13 protein-coding genes are annotated in these 12840 nt (G+C 62.9%); 6 read left to right on the forward strand and 7 right to left on the reverse strand.

From position 1 onward, the window contains the following. Positions 1 to 85 precede the first annotated feature (85 nt). From H4P35_RS09040 to H4P35_RS09060, 5 genes are all read left to right on the forward strand, one after another. Positions 86 to 1072 carry a glycosyltransferase family 2 protein gene (locus tag H4P35_RS09040; protein WP_226848693.1) on the forward strand — a complete coding sequence of 329 codons (987 nt, stop codon included), beginning with the start codon at positions 86 to 88 and terminating at the stop codon, positions 1070 to 1072. Further along, entirely contained in the window at positions 1069 to 1407 is a 339-nt protein-coding gene (locus H4P35_RS09045; protein ID WP_056315836.1) for an EamA family transporter, read from the forward strand. The genes H4P35_RS09040 and H4P35_RS09045 overlap by 4 nt, the downstream gene beginning before the upstream one ends. 31 nt (positions 1408 to 1438) lie before the next feature. Beyond that, positions 1439 to 3292, forward strand: a complete 1854-nt coding sequence (locus H4P35_RS09050; RefSeq protein ID WP_226848695.1) for a hypothetical protein — start codon at positions 1439 to 1441, stop codon at positions 3290 to 3292. 5 nt (positions 3293 to 3297) lie between these two features. Then, positions 3298 to 4059 (forward strand): tetratricopeptide repeat protein, encoded by a 762-nt coding sequence (locus tag H4P35_RS09055; protein WP_226848697.1) that lies wholly within the window; start codon positions 3298 to 3300, stop codon positions 4057 to 4059. A gap of 64 nt (positions 4060 to 4123) precedes the next feature. After that, on the forward strand, positions 4124 to 4519 hold the full coding sequence (locus H4P35_RS09060; protein ID WP_196589544.1) for a YbaN family protein: 396 nt from the start codon (positions 4124 to 4126) through the stop codon (positions 4517 to 4519). Between the two features lie 30 nt (positions 4520 to 4549). On the opposite strand, the gene H4P35_RS09065 is transcribed toward H4P35_RS09060, so the two are convergent. The 4 genes from H4P35_RS09065 to H4P35_RS09080 all read right to left on the reverse strand — a co-directional run bounded on the left by H4P35_RS09065 (position 4550) and on the right by H4P35_RS09080 (position 9337). Further along, positions 4550 to 6331 carry an IlvD/Edd family dehydratase gene (locus tag H4P35_RS09065; protein WP_056315842.1) on the reverse strand — a complete coding sequence of 594 codons (1782 nt, stop codon included), beginning with the start codon at positions 6329 to 6331 and terminating at the stop codon, positions 4550 to 4552. A 64-nt stretch (positions 6332 to 6395) separates the two neighbouring features. Further along, the gene (locus H4P35_RS09070; RefSeq protein WP_056315844.1) at positions 6396 to 7412 is read right to left on the reverse strand and encodes a TRAP transporter substrate-binding protein; all 1017 of its coding nucleotides are present in this window, start codon (positions 7410 to 7412) and stop codon (positions 6396 to 6398) included. 31 nt (positions 7413 to 7443) lie between these two features. Continuing rightward, positions 7444 to 8724 (reverse strand): TRAP transporter large permease, encoded by a 1281-nt coding sequence (locus H4P35_RS09075; RefSeq protein WP_108696955.1) that lies wholly within the window; start codon positions 8722 to 8724, stop codon positions 7444 to 7446. A 55-nt stretch (positions 8725 to 8779) separates the two neighbouring features. Then, positions 8780 to 9337: a TRAP transporter small permease gene (locus H4P35_RS09080; RefSeq protein ID WP_226848698.1), complete on the reverse strand. Its 558-nt coding sequence runs from the start codon at positions 9335 to 9337 to the stop codon at positions 8780 to 8782. A 130-nt stretch (positions 9338 to 9467) separates the two neighbouring features. On the opposite strand from H4P35_RS09080, the gene H4P35_RS09085 reads away from it, so the two are divergent. After that, complete coding sequence (locus H4P35_RS09085; protein ID WP_056315850.1) at positions 9468 to 10493, forward strand: LacI family DNA-binding transcriptional regulator; 1026 nt, start codon at positions 9468 to 9470, stop codon at positions 10491 to 10493. A gap of 30 nt (positions 10494 to 10523) precedes the next feature. Here the strand turns inward: H4P35_RS09085 and H4P35_RS09090 are convergent, their stop codons facing one another. Genes H4P35_RS09090 through H4P35_RS09100 form a run of 3 tightly spaced genes read right to left on the reverse strand, consistent with a single transcriptional unit; the run spans position 10524 to position 12803 of the window. Then, positions 10524 to 11438, reverse strand: coding sequence for a DMT family transporter (locus H4P35_RS09090; protein ID WP_370638961.1), 915 nt, complete (start codon positions 11436 to 11438; stop codon positions 10524 to 10526). Then, a complete protein-coding gene (locus H4P35_RS09095; protein ID WP_152383956.1) occupies positions 11401 to 12465 on the reverse strand; it encodes a histone deacetylase family protein in 1065 nt (354 codons plus the stop codon). The genes H4P35_RS09090 and H4P35_RS09095 overlap by 38 nt, the downstream gene beginning before the upstream one ends. Positions 12466 to 12512: 47 nt before the next feature. Further along, positions 12513 to 12803, reverse strand: coding sequence for a cupin domain-containing protein (locus H4P35_RS09100; protein WP_142049609.1), 291 nt, complete (start codon positions 12801 to 12803; stop codon positions 12513 to 12515). Between the last annotated feature and the right edge of the window lie 37 nt (positions 12804 to 12840).

Below are 12840 nucleotides of genomic sequence, written 5' to 3' on the forward strand. Positions count from 1 at the left end.
TGGTGGCAGGGATTCTGCCGGAATGCGGGCTTGTGCAGACCTTCCTTAAGGTCTGTTTCTCAATCGCGGTTGGTTGCATGGTGTCATGGAAAACAAGGGTAATACTGCATCGAGCAGTTTCAAGATCGCCGTCGTTATACCGTCTTATAAGGTAACGAAGCACATCCTGCATGTCATTGCGGCTATCGGTGATGAGGTCTGCCGAATCTACATCGTCGACGACTGCTGCCCCGATCAATCGGGCAAATTCGTGGAAGCGCATTGTTCCGACCCTCGCGTCGTTGTCTTGCGCAACGAAACCAATCAGGGCGTCGGTGGTGCCGTGATGGCGGGCTACAAGGCGGCAATTGCAGATGGCATGGACATCATCGTCAAGATTGACGGTGACGGACAAATGGACCCGTCTCTGCTGCCGGAGTTCGTCTCCCCGATTATTTTTGGAGAAGCAGACTACTGCAAGGGCAATCGCTTTTTCGATCTTGAAAGCGTCCGCGCCATGCCCAAGCGGCGCTTGTTCGGCAATGCCGTGCTCTCGTTCATGACGAAGCTCTCGTCCGGATACTGGAATATTTTCGATCCCACCAATGGATATACTGCGATCCACGCTAGCGTAGCCAAATATCTTCCTTTCGAAAAAATCAGCAATCGATATTTTTTCGAGACCGACATGTTGTTTCGGCTCAACACCCTTGGCGCTGTGGTGGTGGATGTGCCGATGGTGGCCAAGTATGCCGATGAAGTCAGCAATCTGAAGATAAGCAAAATCGTTGGGGAATTTCTGGTAAAGCATGTCCGGAATTTCTTCAAGCGCCTTTTCTATAACTATTATCTGCGCGGAGTTTCCCTGGCGTCCCTTGAATTGCCTCTGGGCGTCCTGCTGGTATTGTGCGGTGTTTTCTTTGGCGCCGGCCATTGGATCGAGTCGGCTCGGACGGGGGTTTCGACTGCGGCGGGTACCGTCATGATATCCGCGATGCCAATCATACTTGGAGTGCAGTTCATTCTTTCATTCATTGGCTACGATATCTCATCGGTGCCGACCAGGCCGTTCCATAGAACAAAATTGAAATGACATATTTACTCGCAATCGCATGTGTGGTCGGTATCGCCATCGGTCAGCTGCTGTTCAAATTTGGGGCCGCGACTCTGAAGAACAGCGGTTCGATCTTCGATCCCAAGACTTTCATGGTGCTTTCTTTTTCCATCGGTCTTTACGGGCTCGTGACCATTTTGTGGATTTACGTCCTGCAACGGCTGGAACTCGGAAAAGTCTATCCACTGATGGCGCTGGCGTTTGTGCTTGTTCCCATCGGCAGCTATTTCCTGTTTGGCGAAAGATTCCAGCCCCAATATTTCGTCGGCTTATTTCTGATCCTGCTCGGCATTATTGTCATAGCCAAGGCGTAAGGCGGCACGAACGCGACTTGAATAAGACGATATGTTGATCTTGCTTTCTTCGTTGGGTTTCCTGACCTTTTTTGCAGGACGCCTGCGCATCAAGCTGTCCATCGCCATGTACTTGCATGTGGCGTTGACGGTGCTATGGCTGTATGCCGCCGGCCTTGCCGGACTGCTGCGCCCAGGTGCGATCATTTCCGTGTTGGCGGGAATGGGGCTGCTGGCATACACCCTGATCTGGCTCTTCCGGCGGCGTGCGGAGCTTCTGCCGCTGAAGTGGAGTGCCGGCAAGCTCAGCCAGTTGCTTTACCTTGTACCGTTCGTATTTTTCGTCTCCCTCGTGCCGTTCGATTTCAAGCTCACGGGTTGGGATGAGTTTTCCTTCTGGGGGCTCGGCGCGAAAGTCATTCACGCCACCCATTCGTTGTATCTGAAAGATTCGCCGATCGTCGATATTTTCAAGGCGTATCCGCCCGCTCAGCAGCTATTTCAGTATTACTTTCTGTTTTTAGGTCCGTGGTCTGAAAGCGGGTTGCTGTCGGCTCAAATCATCTTCATGCTTGCGGCGCTTGCATGTGCGATAGGCGCTTTTCACGCGCGTGCTTCGGTTCTCGAGGTGCTGACGTTCTTTTCGGCTTGCGCAATACCCTATTTCTTTGGGTTCGACTATAAACACATATTCGTGGATCCGTTGCTGGCCCTTGTGTTTGCCGCAAGCGTTTCGCTGGCGGCGACGGCCAAGGGCCTCAGAGGATCGCTCCTGGTAGCGGTCAGCCTCGCGGTGCTGGTCCTCATGAAGCAGATCGGCCTGATATTGGCGATGCTTGTCATCGCGATCCATTTTTTCTCGTCTGTTCTGCAAACGGCCGAAATCAGTGTTGCTGCCAGATTCAAGCGCGCCATCGCTCAAGTAATCCCAGGCTGTCTCGCAACACTTCTGACCTTTGCCTCGTGGCAGTGGTACTCGAAATCGATAGGCGCGGGTCTTACCGTGTCCATGCCCAAGCTGAGTGCGCTGTTCCAGGAGCCTCTGCTGGGCCGGATCGGAAAGACGGCGCTCGAATTCATTCAGCGGTTTCAAGCGGAGAACTTCGGGCTTTATCCCGGCGGCTGGAAGATCGTGCTGCTCATGTCTCCGTTGAGCGTGATGCTTTGGCTGATGGCGCTCAGTGCGATGTGCATCCTGATCAGCCGGCGCTACGAGATATTGCCTCGGATCGCAGCGTTCTCGCTGCTTTCCGCCGGTGCGATCGCCTACCTGCTGTTTCTTCTGCTCTCGTATCTGCTGTTCTTTTCGGAGTACGAAGGAATACGGCTGGCTTCTTTCGAAAGATATGCGGGAACCTATTTCCTGGCGTGGGCCCTGGTCGTGTTTGGCGCCTATTCAGGGGCGGTAGACACATTCAAGATCAAATGGCTGCGCCCCGTTCTCGCCATCCCCATACTGGCGGGGTTGCTGTGTTTGCCCCTCGGTTTGTTCGCTCCGCCGGTCTCATCTCCCCAGATCGAGAAGGTTCTGGAGCAACGTGAGCGAATCGATGCGTTGGCCGAGCTCGTCAAGAAGCATGCTGCGAAGGGGGATAAGGTCTATTTCATTGACCAGAATTCCACGGGCTTCGAGAAGTTCATGTTCAGCTACAGCGTGAGTCCGCTTGAGACCCAATGGTGGTGCTGGTCCGTGGGCGAAAAATACAATAAGGACGACGTCTGGACCTGCAAGGAAGATCTGCGAAAGCTTCTCGATGGCTATTCGTTTGTCGTCCTGTACAACGCTGACGAGCAATTTTGGGGATCCAATTCCGATCTCTTTGCACCGGATGCCCGAGGACGGACAACGGGCGTATTCAGCGTTGCTCGCAAGGATGGGCAGATTGTCTTGACCCAGGTCCAATAGCCGAAATGTCGGATCTGGAGGCGGCCCCGGGCGGCACTTCGTGCTTGTGCACGGTCAACCGAGTGGCGCTGGCTTTGCTGCTGGCCCAATCGCTGTGGTTGTCCGGCTGCGTGATCAAGCTTCCTGCGCCCGCTCCGGTTCAAAGCGACGAGGCGCCGATGTATGCCGGGGTGGATCGCCGCGCGGCCGCTGCCTTGCGCGCGGGCGATGAACAACAGGCCGCCGAAGCCTTGAAGGTGTTTGGATCGCCTGCCGCGGCAGCGCAGGCGCGGGTCGAGCTGGGCTACCGGCTTTTTCGCGAAGACCGGCCGGGCCAGGCCATGCGGCAATTCAATCAGGCGTGGCTGCTCAATTCCGACAACCCCGAGGTGTACGCGGGTTTCGCGGTGGTGCTGGAAAGCCAGCGCAAGATCTGCCAGGCGATGAGCATGATGGACCGCGCGATCAGCATGAATCCCCCGGCGTTTCGCGGCATTCATGCGGATGCCGGCCGGATCGCGGCGCGTTGCGCCGCCGAGGACAAGACGCTGCCCCCCGAAGCGCGTATCGCGGCGACGACCCGGTCCGACGAGTGGTACCGCAAGGGCGAGGCCGTGGAGCCCGACAAGGGCTATCTGTATGCCTCGTGGGCCACGGCCTATTACTGGCGTGGCCAGTACGCGGAAGCCTGGGCCATGGTCCACAAGTCACGCGCCGCGGGCGGCAGTCCGGATGCGAAATTCGTCAGGATGCTGCGCGCAAGGATGCCGGAGCCCCCAACGTCGTGAATCAAGCGGCGCACGATGCCTGGCGGACTGCCGGCTGCCCATTTGCGATATCCTGCTCACCATCATGATGAGAGCACTTTGGTTATGCCTGGGCTGCTTGATGCTGGCGCTGGGCGTCATCGGCGCCTTCTTGCCGGTGATGCCGACGACGATCTTCCTGATCCTGGCGGTGGCCTGCTTCTCCCGCTCGTCGCCCCGGCTTGAAAAATGGCTGCTGGATAGCCCCACATATGGCCCGTCGCTGCGCGCGTGGCGCGACGAGGGCGCGGTGTCGCGCAAAGGCAAGACGTATGCCAGCCTGGGCATGGCGGCTGGTTACGGGATCTTTTACTGGAGCGCCCATCCCTCGCTGCCCCTGGCCATCGGCGTGGGCATCTTCTTTCTGGCCAGCGCGGCGTATGTCCTCAGCCGGCCCAGCCCCCGCGCGGGCGGCCCGGCCAGCAAGCCGCCGCGCGAATAAGCCGCGCGCCAAGCCGCACCCCTTTCGGCCTCAGTGCGAATGCCGCGGATCCCCCCGCGTCTCGACCACTTTCAAATACAGCGTCGCCGCCTCAAGGCATCCGCCCGTGGAAAGCTGCCCCACGGTCTGCCGGTACAGTTCCTGCCACGGCGTCTGCGATGGCGGCGCTTCGTACGGCGGCTCCTGGCGGCGCCGTTCCAGTTCCGCTTCGTCCACTTGCAACATGACCGACCGCTGGTTCAGGTCCACGCGGATCCGGTCGCCCGTGCGCAGCAGCGCCAGTCCGCCTCCCACCGCGGCTTCGGGCGACATGTTCAGGATGGACGGGCTGGCCGAGGTGCCGCTCTGGCGGCCGTCGCCCAGACAGGGCAGGGACTCGATGCCGCGCTTGATAAGGTGCGATGGCGGGGCCATGTTCACGACTTCCGCGCTGCCGGGGTAGCCCACGGTGCCGGCGCCCCGGATCACCAGAATGCAGTGTTCGTCGATGTTGAGCGCCGGGTCTTCGATGCGGGCGTGATAGTCCTCCGGGCCCTCGAACACGATCGCGCGCGCCTCGAAGGCGTTTTCCGACCCCGGTTCGGACAGGTACGCCCGGCGAAAGGCTTCGCCCACGACCGACATCTTGATGATGGCGCTGTCAAAGAAGTTGCCCGACAGCACGATGAAGCCGGCGCGGTGCTTGAGCGGCGCGTCGCAGGTCCGGATGACGTCGGTATTGTGGGTCTTGGACGCCGTCGCAATATCGCCGATGGTCTTGCCGGATACGGTTCGGCAGTCCGGATGCAGGCGGCCGGCTGCCAGCAGCTCGTGCAGCACGGCGGGTACGCCTCCCGCGCGGTGAAAGCCTTCGCCCAGATGCTCGCCCGCCGGCACGCAGTTGACCAGCAGCGGCACGTCTTCGCCCAGCCGTTGCCAGTCGTCCAGGCTGAGGTCGACGCCCATGTGGCGCGCGATGGCAATCAGGTGTGGCGGGCAGTTGCTGGACGCGCCCAGCGCCGAGGCCACGACGATGGCGTTCTCGAACGCCTCGCGGGTCAGGATTTGAGATGGCCGCAGGTCTTCGCGCACCATGTCGCAGATGCGCATGCCGGTGGCATAGGCCATCTGCCCGCGCTCGCGATAGGGCGCCGGAATGCTGGCGCAGGTGGGCAGCGACATGCCCAGCGCTTCGGCCAGCGAGTTCATCGACAGCGCGGTGCCCATGGTGTTGCAGTGGCCGATGGACGGCGACGATGCCGTGGCAAGCGTCATGAAACCTTCGTAATCCAGCTTGCCGGCCGCCATCAGGTTGCGTGCGTGCCAGATGACCGTGCCCGAGCCGACGCGCTGGCCCTCATGCCAGCCGTCCAGCATGGGACCGCCGGACAGCACGATGGCGGGAATATCCACCGTCGCCGCCGCCATCAGGCACGCGGGCGTGGTCTTGTCGCATCCCGTGGTCAGCACCACGCCATCCAGCGGATAGCCGTGCAGGATCTCCACCAGGCCCAGATACGCCAGGTTTCGGTCCAACGCCGCCGTAGGCCGCCGTCCCTGTTCGGCCAGCGGGTGCACCGGGAATTCCATGGGAATGCCGCCGGCGTCGCGGATGCCCGCCTTGATGCGTTCGGCCAGCGCCAGATGGTGGCGATTGCAGGGCGCCAGGTCGCTGCCTGTCTGCGCGATGCCGATGATCGGCCGCCCGGACTGCAGTTCCTGGCGCGTCAGGCCATAGTTGAGATAGCGCTCGACGTAGATCGCCGTCATGTCGGCGTGCGAGGGATCGTCGAACCATTTCTGGCTGCGCAGTCGGCGGGGTGTCTGGGACATGGCTGTCTCGCTTTGCTTCGGTTGCATACAGGCCCGGACCCCCACGGGATCCAGGCCGGCACGGTTAGTTCCGCGCCTTCTGGATTTCGTCGTTCAACTGCTTGATCAGTTCCGGCCCGAGTTCCTGGGTGTACTTGTCGACCACGGGCTGCACCTTCTGGCGCATGCGGGCGACTTCCTCCGGCGAGACGGTGTTGATCTTCATGCCGTTCTTCTCGAGCGTGCCCATGGCCTTGGTGGAATCGGCGCGGCTATCCTGCCGCTCGAAGTCGCGCGACGACGCGGCTGCCTGGCGGATCAGCTTCTGTTCCTCGGGCGAGAGCGTGTCCCACCACTTCTTGGAGGCCATCACCACCCACGGCGTGTAGACGTGGCGCGTGATGGTCAGGAAGGGCTGCACCTCGTAGAACTTGCTGCTCTGGATCGTGGTGATGGGATTCTCCTGGCCGTCCACGGTGCGGGTTTCCAGCGCGGTGAACAATTCCGAGAACGGCATCGGCACGGCATTGGCGCCCAGCGTATTGAAGACGCCCAGCGCAATCTGGTTCTGCATGACGCGCAGCTTGATGCCCTGCAGGTCCTCGGCGCGCGTGATCGGACGCTTGGAGTTCGTCATGTTGCGAAAGCCGTTTTCCCAGTAGACCAGGCCGACCAGTCCCTTGGCTTCCAGCTTCTTGAGCAGATCCTGTCCGAGCTGGCCGTCCAGCACCGCGTCGGCTTCCTTTTCGCTGTTGAAGAGGAAGGGCAGGTCGAAGACGCCGAACTCCTTGACCATGCCGGCGAGCGGCGCGGTCGACCCCACCATCATTTCCTGCGCGCCGCCCACCAGCGCGCTCTGCATCTGCTCGTCCGACCCGAGGTTGGCCGAGCCAAACGTCTTCATCTTGAGCTTGCCGCCGCTGACCTTCTCCAGCTCCTGCGCCAGATGGCGGGCAGCGCGGCCCTGCACGCTTTCCTCGTTCAGCCCGTAGCCAAAGCGGATGAGGCGCGGCTTGACGTCCGCCGCCGCGGCCACCCCGGCGACGGTGCAGGACAGCACCGCCGCCAGGACAAGAACGCGGGTCTTCAATTGCTTGATCATGGTGTTTCTCCTCGGGGGTTTGTAATTGCCGCTAGTGCATCCAGCGTGCGGGTACGGTGATCAGTTCGGGGAAGATCACCAAAAGAACCAGCAGCAGCGTGTAGGCCACGACATAGCGCCACACCCCTCTGCAGATGGTTTCCATATTGATGCGGGCGACGCCGCATACGACGTTGAGCACCGTGCCGACCGGCGGGGTCAACAGGCCCACGCTGCCGACCATGACGAACATGACGCCGAAGTAGACGGGGTCGATGCCGGCCTTGGTGACGACGGGCATCAGCACGGGGCCGAGAATCAGGATGGTCGGCGTCAGGTCCATCACCGTGCCCACGAGCGTCAGCAGGATCAGCAGCGCGAACATCAGCAGCTTGGGCTGGTCCATGACCGGTTCCAGGAGAGCGATGAGATCCTGCGGCAGGTCCGCCAGCGTGATCATGTAGGACGACACCATGGCGGCCGCCACCAGGAACATGACGACAGCCGTGGTGCGGGCGGCGTTGATGAAGAGCGGACCCAGGTCGCGCCAGCCGATCTCGCGGTACACGAAGATGCTGACCAGCAGCGCATACACGGCGGCGACGACCGCGGCCTCCGTGGGCGTGAAGATGCCGCCCCGCAAGCCGCCGATGATGATGACTGGAAGGAACAGCGCCCACAGCGATCCGCGCAGCGCTTTCAGCCGGTTGCTCCACGGCTCGCGCGGCGAGGGCGTGATGCTGCCGTGCTTGCGCGCCACCCACGTCCACACCGCCACCAGCGTAAGCCCCATCATGAGGCCCGGTGCGATGCCGGCGAAGAACAGTTTGGTGATCGACACATTGGTGGCGACGCCAAAGATGATGAACGAGATCGACGGCGGAATGATGGGCGCGATGATGCCGCCCGAGGCGATCAGGCCCGAAGCCTGCCCCGCGTCATAGCCTTTTTCGCGCAGCATGGGGATCAGCAGCGACCCCAGCGCCGCGGCGTCTGCCACGGCCGAGCCCGACAGCGATGCCAGCAGCACGCTGGCGAAGATAGCCACGTAACCCAGGCCGCCCTGGATGTGACCCACAAACGTGTTGGCCAGGTGAACGATGCGGCGAGAGATGCCACCGGCATTCATCAATTCGCCGGCCAGCATGAAGAGCGGCACCGCCATCAGCGTAAAGCTGTTGGCGCCGGAAAGCATGTTCTGGGCAAGGAGCTGGGTGTCGTAGAAATCCAGCTGGAACATCATGACGATCGCGCTGATGATGAGCGCGAAGGCGATCGGCAGGCCCAGGGCAATCAGCCCCAGCAGCACGACTAGGAAGACGGTCAGGATCATTGCGGGTATCCGGGCGGATGGGTGTGGGGCGGGTGTGAGGCGGGTGAGGGCCGGATCAGACCAGCGGGTCTTCCGGACTGGATTCCGCCGGCAGCGGACCGCCCGCAATCACGCGGACCAGGTCGACGACCGTCAGGATGCCCATTGCCACCGCGGCATACAGCCCTGCGGCGTTGAACACGGCCTGGGGCATGCCGGTGACAGGCAATACGGTGTCAAGGCCGATGACCGTCTGGACCCAGCTGCCTTCGGCCATCAGCCACAGCACCCACAGGATCATCAGCTGGCAGGCAATATGCGACACCCGGCGCGCGCCTGGGCCAAAGCGTTCCACCAGCATGGTCACGCCGATGTGCTGGTGCTCGCGCAGCGCAATCACCGAACCCAGGAAAATCATCCAGACGAACGCCAGGCGCGAGACCTCGTCCGAGACGTTGATGCCGGAATTAAGGAGATAGCGCAGCGCCACGTTGCCGAACAGCAGCACGACCATGATGACCAGACAGGCGACCATCAGCCAGGTCTGTAGCGCAAAACACCAATCCGCGGCGCGGGCCAGCGGCGAGCGGCCCGGACGCGATGGCCCCGGCCGCCCCAAGGGGGAAGCTTGCATGTTTGTCTCCTCTCCGTTTGCCGGAATTTTTTTAGCCGTTTGATGCGGATCATGTTAGCGCTAACATTTTTGCTTTGGCAAGCCCCTTTTTTTCGGTCAGACTACGCGCTTGCATTCACCGCGAGGGTCCATGTCCATCCGCAAACCTCGAAGCTCGCGCGCCGGCCGCGTCACCATGCAGGACGTCGCGCGGCGCGTGGGCGTCAGCGCGATCACCGTATCGCGGGCGTTGCGAACGCCCGATAAGGTGGGCCAGGATCTGCGCCAGCAAATCGCGCGGGTGTGCCAGGAACTGGGCTACGTGCCCAACCACGCCGCCAGCGCGCTGGCGTCGGCGCGGTCGCAGACCATCGTGGTGCTCATTCCGTCGCTCAGCAACGTGGTGTTCGTGGACATCATCACGGGCATCAAGGAAGTGCTGGATCAGCACGGCTACCACATGCTGATCGGCGTGACGGGCTATTCGCCGGACGAGGAAGAAGCGCTGCTGCGCAAGTATCTGCAGCATTCGCCCGACGGCGTGGTCCTGACCGGCATCGACCACAATCCGGGCGTCTGGGAACTGCTGCGCGCGCAGGCGATTCCCACGGTGCACACGATCGAAACGCTGGACGGCGGCGAGGACATGAGCGTCGGGTTCTCGCAGTTCGACTCGGGCTACGCAGCAGGCCGCCATCTGGTCGAACGGGGCTACCGCCGTATCGGCATCATCGGCGCGCAGCTCGATCCCCGGTCGCTGCGCCGCTGCGAAGGGTGCCGGCAGGCGCTGCGCGATGCGGGGCTGTACGACGCCGCCCTGGAAATCATGACGCCGGAAAAATCGTCGATCAGCCTGGGGGCGTCGTTGATCCAGGATCTTCACGCGCGTCATCCCGACTGCGACGCCGTGTTTTTCTGCAACGACGACCTGGCGCAAGGCGCGGTGTTCCAGTGCGGCCGGGATGGCGTGCGTGTGCCGGAACAGATGGCTATCGTCGGCTTTCATGACTTCCCGGGCACGGCCTGGACCACGCCGCCGCTGTCCACCATTGCCACGCCCCGCTACCAGATCGGCCTGTCAGCCGCGCAACTGCTCATGCAGCACCTGGCGGGCGAACCCGTGCCCGCGCGGCATGTGGACTTGGGTTTCGAACTGGTCCAGCGCGAAACCAGTTGAGGACGCCGCCGCAAGAGGCGCCGCGCCTGTTCAAGCGGCCGGCGCCGATGGCTTTCTGACAGGTCGCAGCGCCAGAAAGACCCCGGCCGCGATGATCAGCCCCATGCCCGCCAGCGCCAGCGCGTCTGGCGGGCGCTGGAACCAGAACGTGCTGAAGCCCAGCGCCAGCAGCAGCTGGAAGTAGTTCAGGGGCGCCAGCGTTGCCGCCGGAACCCGCTGGAAGGCCGCGATCAGCAGGATCTGCGCCAGGCCGCTGCAGGCGCCCAGGGCAAGGATGATGACGGTATCGGCCGTTCCGGGCCAGGGGTCGGGCAGGAAGAACGGCGCGGGCAGCGCGGTCACGATCAGGCAGATGAAGGCCGTGTACGCATACTGCACCGGCCCCGGCACCTTATTCGACAGTTTGCGGGTCAGCACCTGGAAGATCGCGTAGCTGACGGCCGACACCGCCATCAGCAACGTGCCCAGCAGGGGCAGGTCGCCGCCGGGCCGCACGATCAGCAGCATGCCCGCAAAGCCGGCGGCAACGGCGCCCCATTGCGCCGCCCGGACGCGTTCGCCCAGCAGCCACGGCGACAGCGCCACCATGATGAGCGGGGCGGTGAAGTAAATGGCGGTGGCCTCGGACAGCGGCATCCAGATCAGCGCGGTCATGAAGCACGTGGCCACCGTGGCCAGCATGACACCGCGCAGCACCAGCAGGGGCTTTTCCGGCGCGTCGCGCAGCCGCAGGCCGCGGCCGTGGCGCCACAGCATGCCCATCGCCAGCGTCACCACCGCCAGGTAGCGCATCACGTTCAGAAAGGGCGCCGGATAGCGTTCCAGAAGCTGCTTGGCGCCCGCATCGAAGGTGGCGAACGCCACTAGCGCCGCGAAGAACAGCAGGACGCCAGTCTGGCGCGTGCCTTCATTTGCCGCCACGGCCAAAGCCTTCAAGAAACGCATCCAGCGCGGGCCCGATCGCCTCGACCATGTAGCCGCCTTCCTGCACCACGACGGTGGGCACGCGCAAACCGGCGACGCGCGCGCCGATGTCGCGGTACGCGTCGATGTCCAGCCTGAGCACGCTGATCGGGTCGTCCTTGTAGGTGTCGAATCCCAGCGGCAGGACCAGCGCCTGCGGCGCATAGCCCGCCAGGGCATCTAGCGCGGTGTCCAGCGCCTGCAGGAATTCCGCGTTGCCGCAGCCGTGCGCCAGTGGCAGGTTCAGGTTGTAGCCTTCGCCCGCGCCGTGCCCGCGCTCGTGCGCGTAGCCGGTATAGAAGGGGTAATACCCGGCCGGATCGGCGTGCAGCGAGACGGTCATCACGTCCGCCCGGTGATAGAAGATGTTCTGCGTGCCATCGCCATGATGCGCATCCACATCCAGCACCGCCACTTTCGACCACGTCTGCAACAGGCGGCTTGCCGCGGCGGCGCTGTTGTTCAGGTAGCAGAAGCCGCCAGCGCGGTCGCGATGGGCATGGTGGCCGGAGGGCCGCGAAAGCGCGTAGGCCACGCCACCGGCGCTCGCCACATGGTCCGCCGCCGCCAGCGCGCTATGCGTGGACCGCAGCGCCGAGCGCCAGGTCTGCGGCCCGATGGGGCAGGCGAGGTCGCTCAGGTAATACCCGGTTTGCGCCACGATGGACGGGGACGGGCAGGGGCCCCGTCCGGCGGCATCGATGCGGCCGTTGTAGTAGGGCGAAAGATTGGGCAGCACTTCCGGACCGGGATCGACGCCCGGCGCCTTCAGGGCCTGCCAGCGCGCAAAGGCGGTTTCCAGGTAGTCCAGATAATCCGTGCTGTGCACGTGTTCAAGCGGCTTGCGGCCATAGTCGGATGGCGCTTCGACCTTCACGCCGCGGGCGGCCAGCGCCTGCTGCAGGCTCTCAGCGCGCGACGGCAGGTCGGTGGGGGCGCTGATGCGGCCCAGCCGCATGAATTGCCGGGGCGAATGCAGCAACTGTTCTTCGGAAAAAAACGCCTTCATGGATATCCTCGCTCAGACCGTCACGGTCGCTGCCAGATGCGTGGGGCTCATGCCTGCTTGAGTTCGATCTCGACGAACACGAATTCCGTGTCGCTGGGGTTGATGACGTTGTGTTCCACGCCCACCGGCCGGTAATACGCCACCCCCGTGGTGAGCTGGCTGGTGACCTGGCCGTTGGGCGTGTCCAGCAGCAAGGGGCCGGTGGTCTGCGGGACCACCACGTAGTTCATGCCATGACGGTGCCAGCCCGTCTCGCCGCCCGGCGGAAAGCGCCATTCGGTGACGGTGACCAGTTCGTTGTCGATCTGCACGGTGGGGATGGCGGCGGGGCGTTGCATAGCGGTTCTCCTGGATTCAAGGTTGAGGCGATGTCCG

The sequence above is a fragment of the Achromobacter sp. 77 genome, from assembly GCF_020541125.1.
GTDB classification, from domain to species: Bacteria; Pseudomonadota; Gammaproteobacteria; order Burkholderiales; family Burkholderiaceae_B; genus Achromobacter; species Achromobacter mucicolens.

Bases quoted from the DNA above. Each gene is read 5' to 3' on its own strand.
- H4P35_RS09040 (WP_226848693.1), top strand. From the start codon at position 86: ATGGAAAACAAGGGTAATACTGCATCGAGCAGTTTCAAGATCGCCGTC.
- H4P35_RS09045 (WP_056315836.1), top strand. From the start codon at position 1,069: ATGACATATTTACTCGCAATCGCATGTGTGGTCGGTATCGCCATCGGT.
- H4P35_RS09050 (WP_226848695.1), top strand. From the start codon at position 1,439: ATGTTGATCTTGCTTTCTTCGTTGGGTTTCCTGACCTTTTTTGCAGGA.
- H4P35_RS09055 (WP_226848697.1), top strand. From the start codon at position 3,298: ATGTCGGATCTGGAGGCGGCCCCGGGCGGCACTTCGTGCTTGTGCACG.
- H4P35_RS09060 (WP_196589544.1), top strand. From the start codon at position 4,124: ATGATGAGAGCACTTTGGTTATGCCTGGGCTGCTTGATGCTGGCGCTG.
- H4P35_RS09065 (WP_056315842.1), bottom strand. From the start codon at position 6,331: ATGTCCCAGACACCCCGCCGACTGCGCAGCCAGAAATGGTTCGACGAT.
- H4P35_RS09070 (WP_056315844.1), bottom strand. From the start codon at position 7,412: ATGATCAAGCAATTGAAGACCCGCGTTCTTGTCCTGGCGGCGGTGCTG.
- H4P35_RS09075 (WP_108696955.1), bottom strand. From the start codon at position 8,724: ATGATCCTGACCGTCTTCCTAGTCGTGCTGCTGGGGCTGATTGCCCTG.
- H4P35_RS09080 (WP_226848698.1), bottom strand. From the start codon at position 9,337: ATGCAAGCTTCCCCCTTGGGGCGGCCGGGGCCATCGCGTCCGGGCCGC.
- H4P35_RS09085 (WP_056315850.1), top strand. From the start codon at position 9,468: ATGTCCATCCGCAAACCTCGAAGCTCGCGCGCCGGCCGCGTCACCATG.
- H4P35_RS09090 (WP_370638961.1), bottom strand. From the start codon at position 11,438: ATGCGTTTCTTGAAGGCTTTGGCCGTGGCGGCAAATGAAGGCACGCGC.
- H4P35_RS09095 (WP_152383956.1), bottom strand. From the start codon at position 12,465: ATGAAGGCGTTTTTTTCCGAAGAACAGTTGCTGCATTCGCCCCGGCAA.
- H4P35_RS09100 (WP_142049609.1), bottom strand. From the start codon at position 12,803: ATGCAACGCCCCGCCGCCATCCCCACCGTGCAGATCGACAACGAACTG.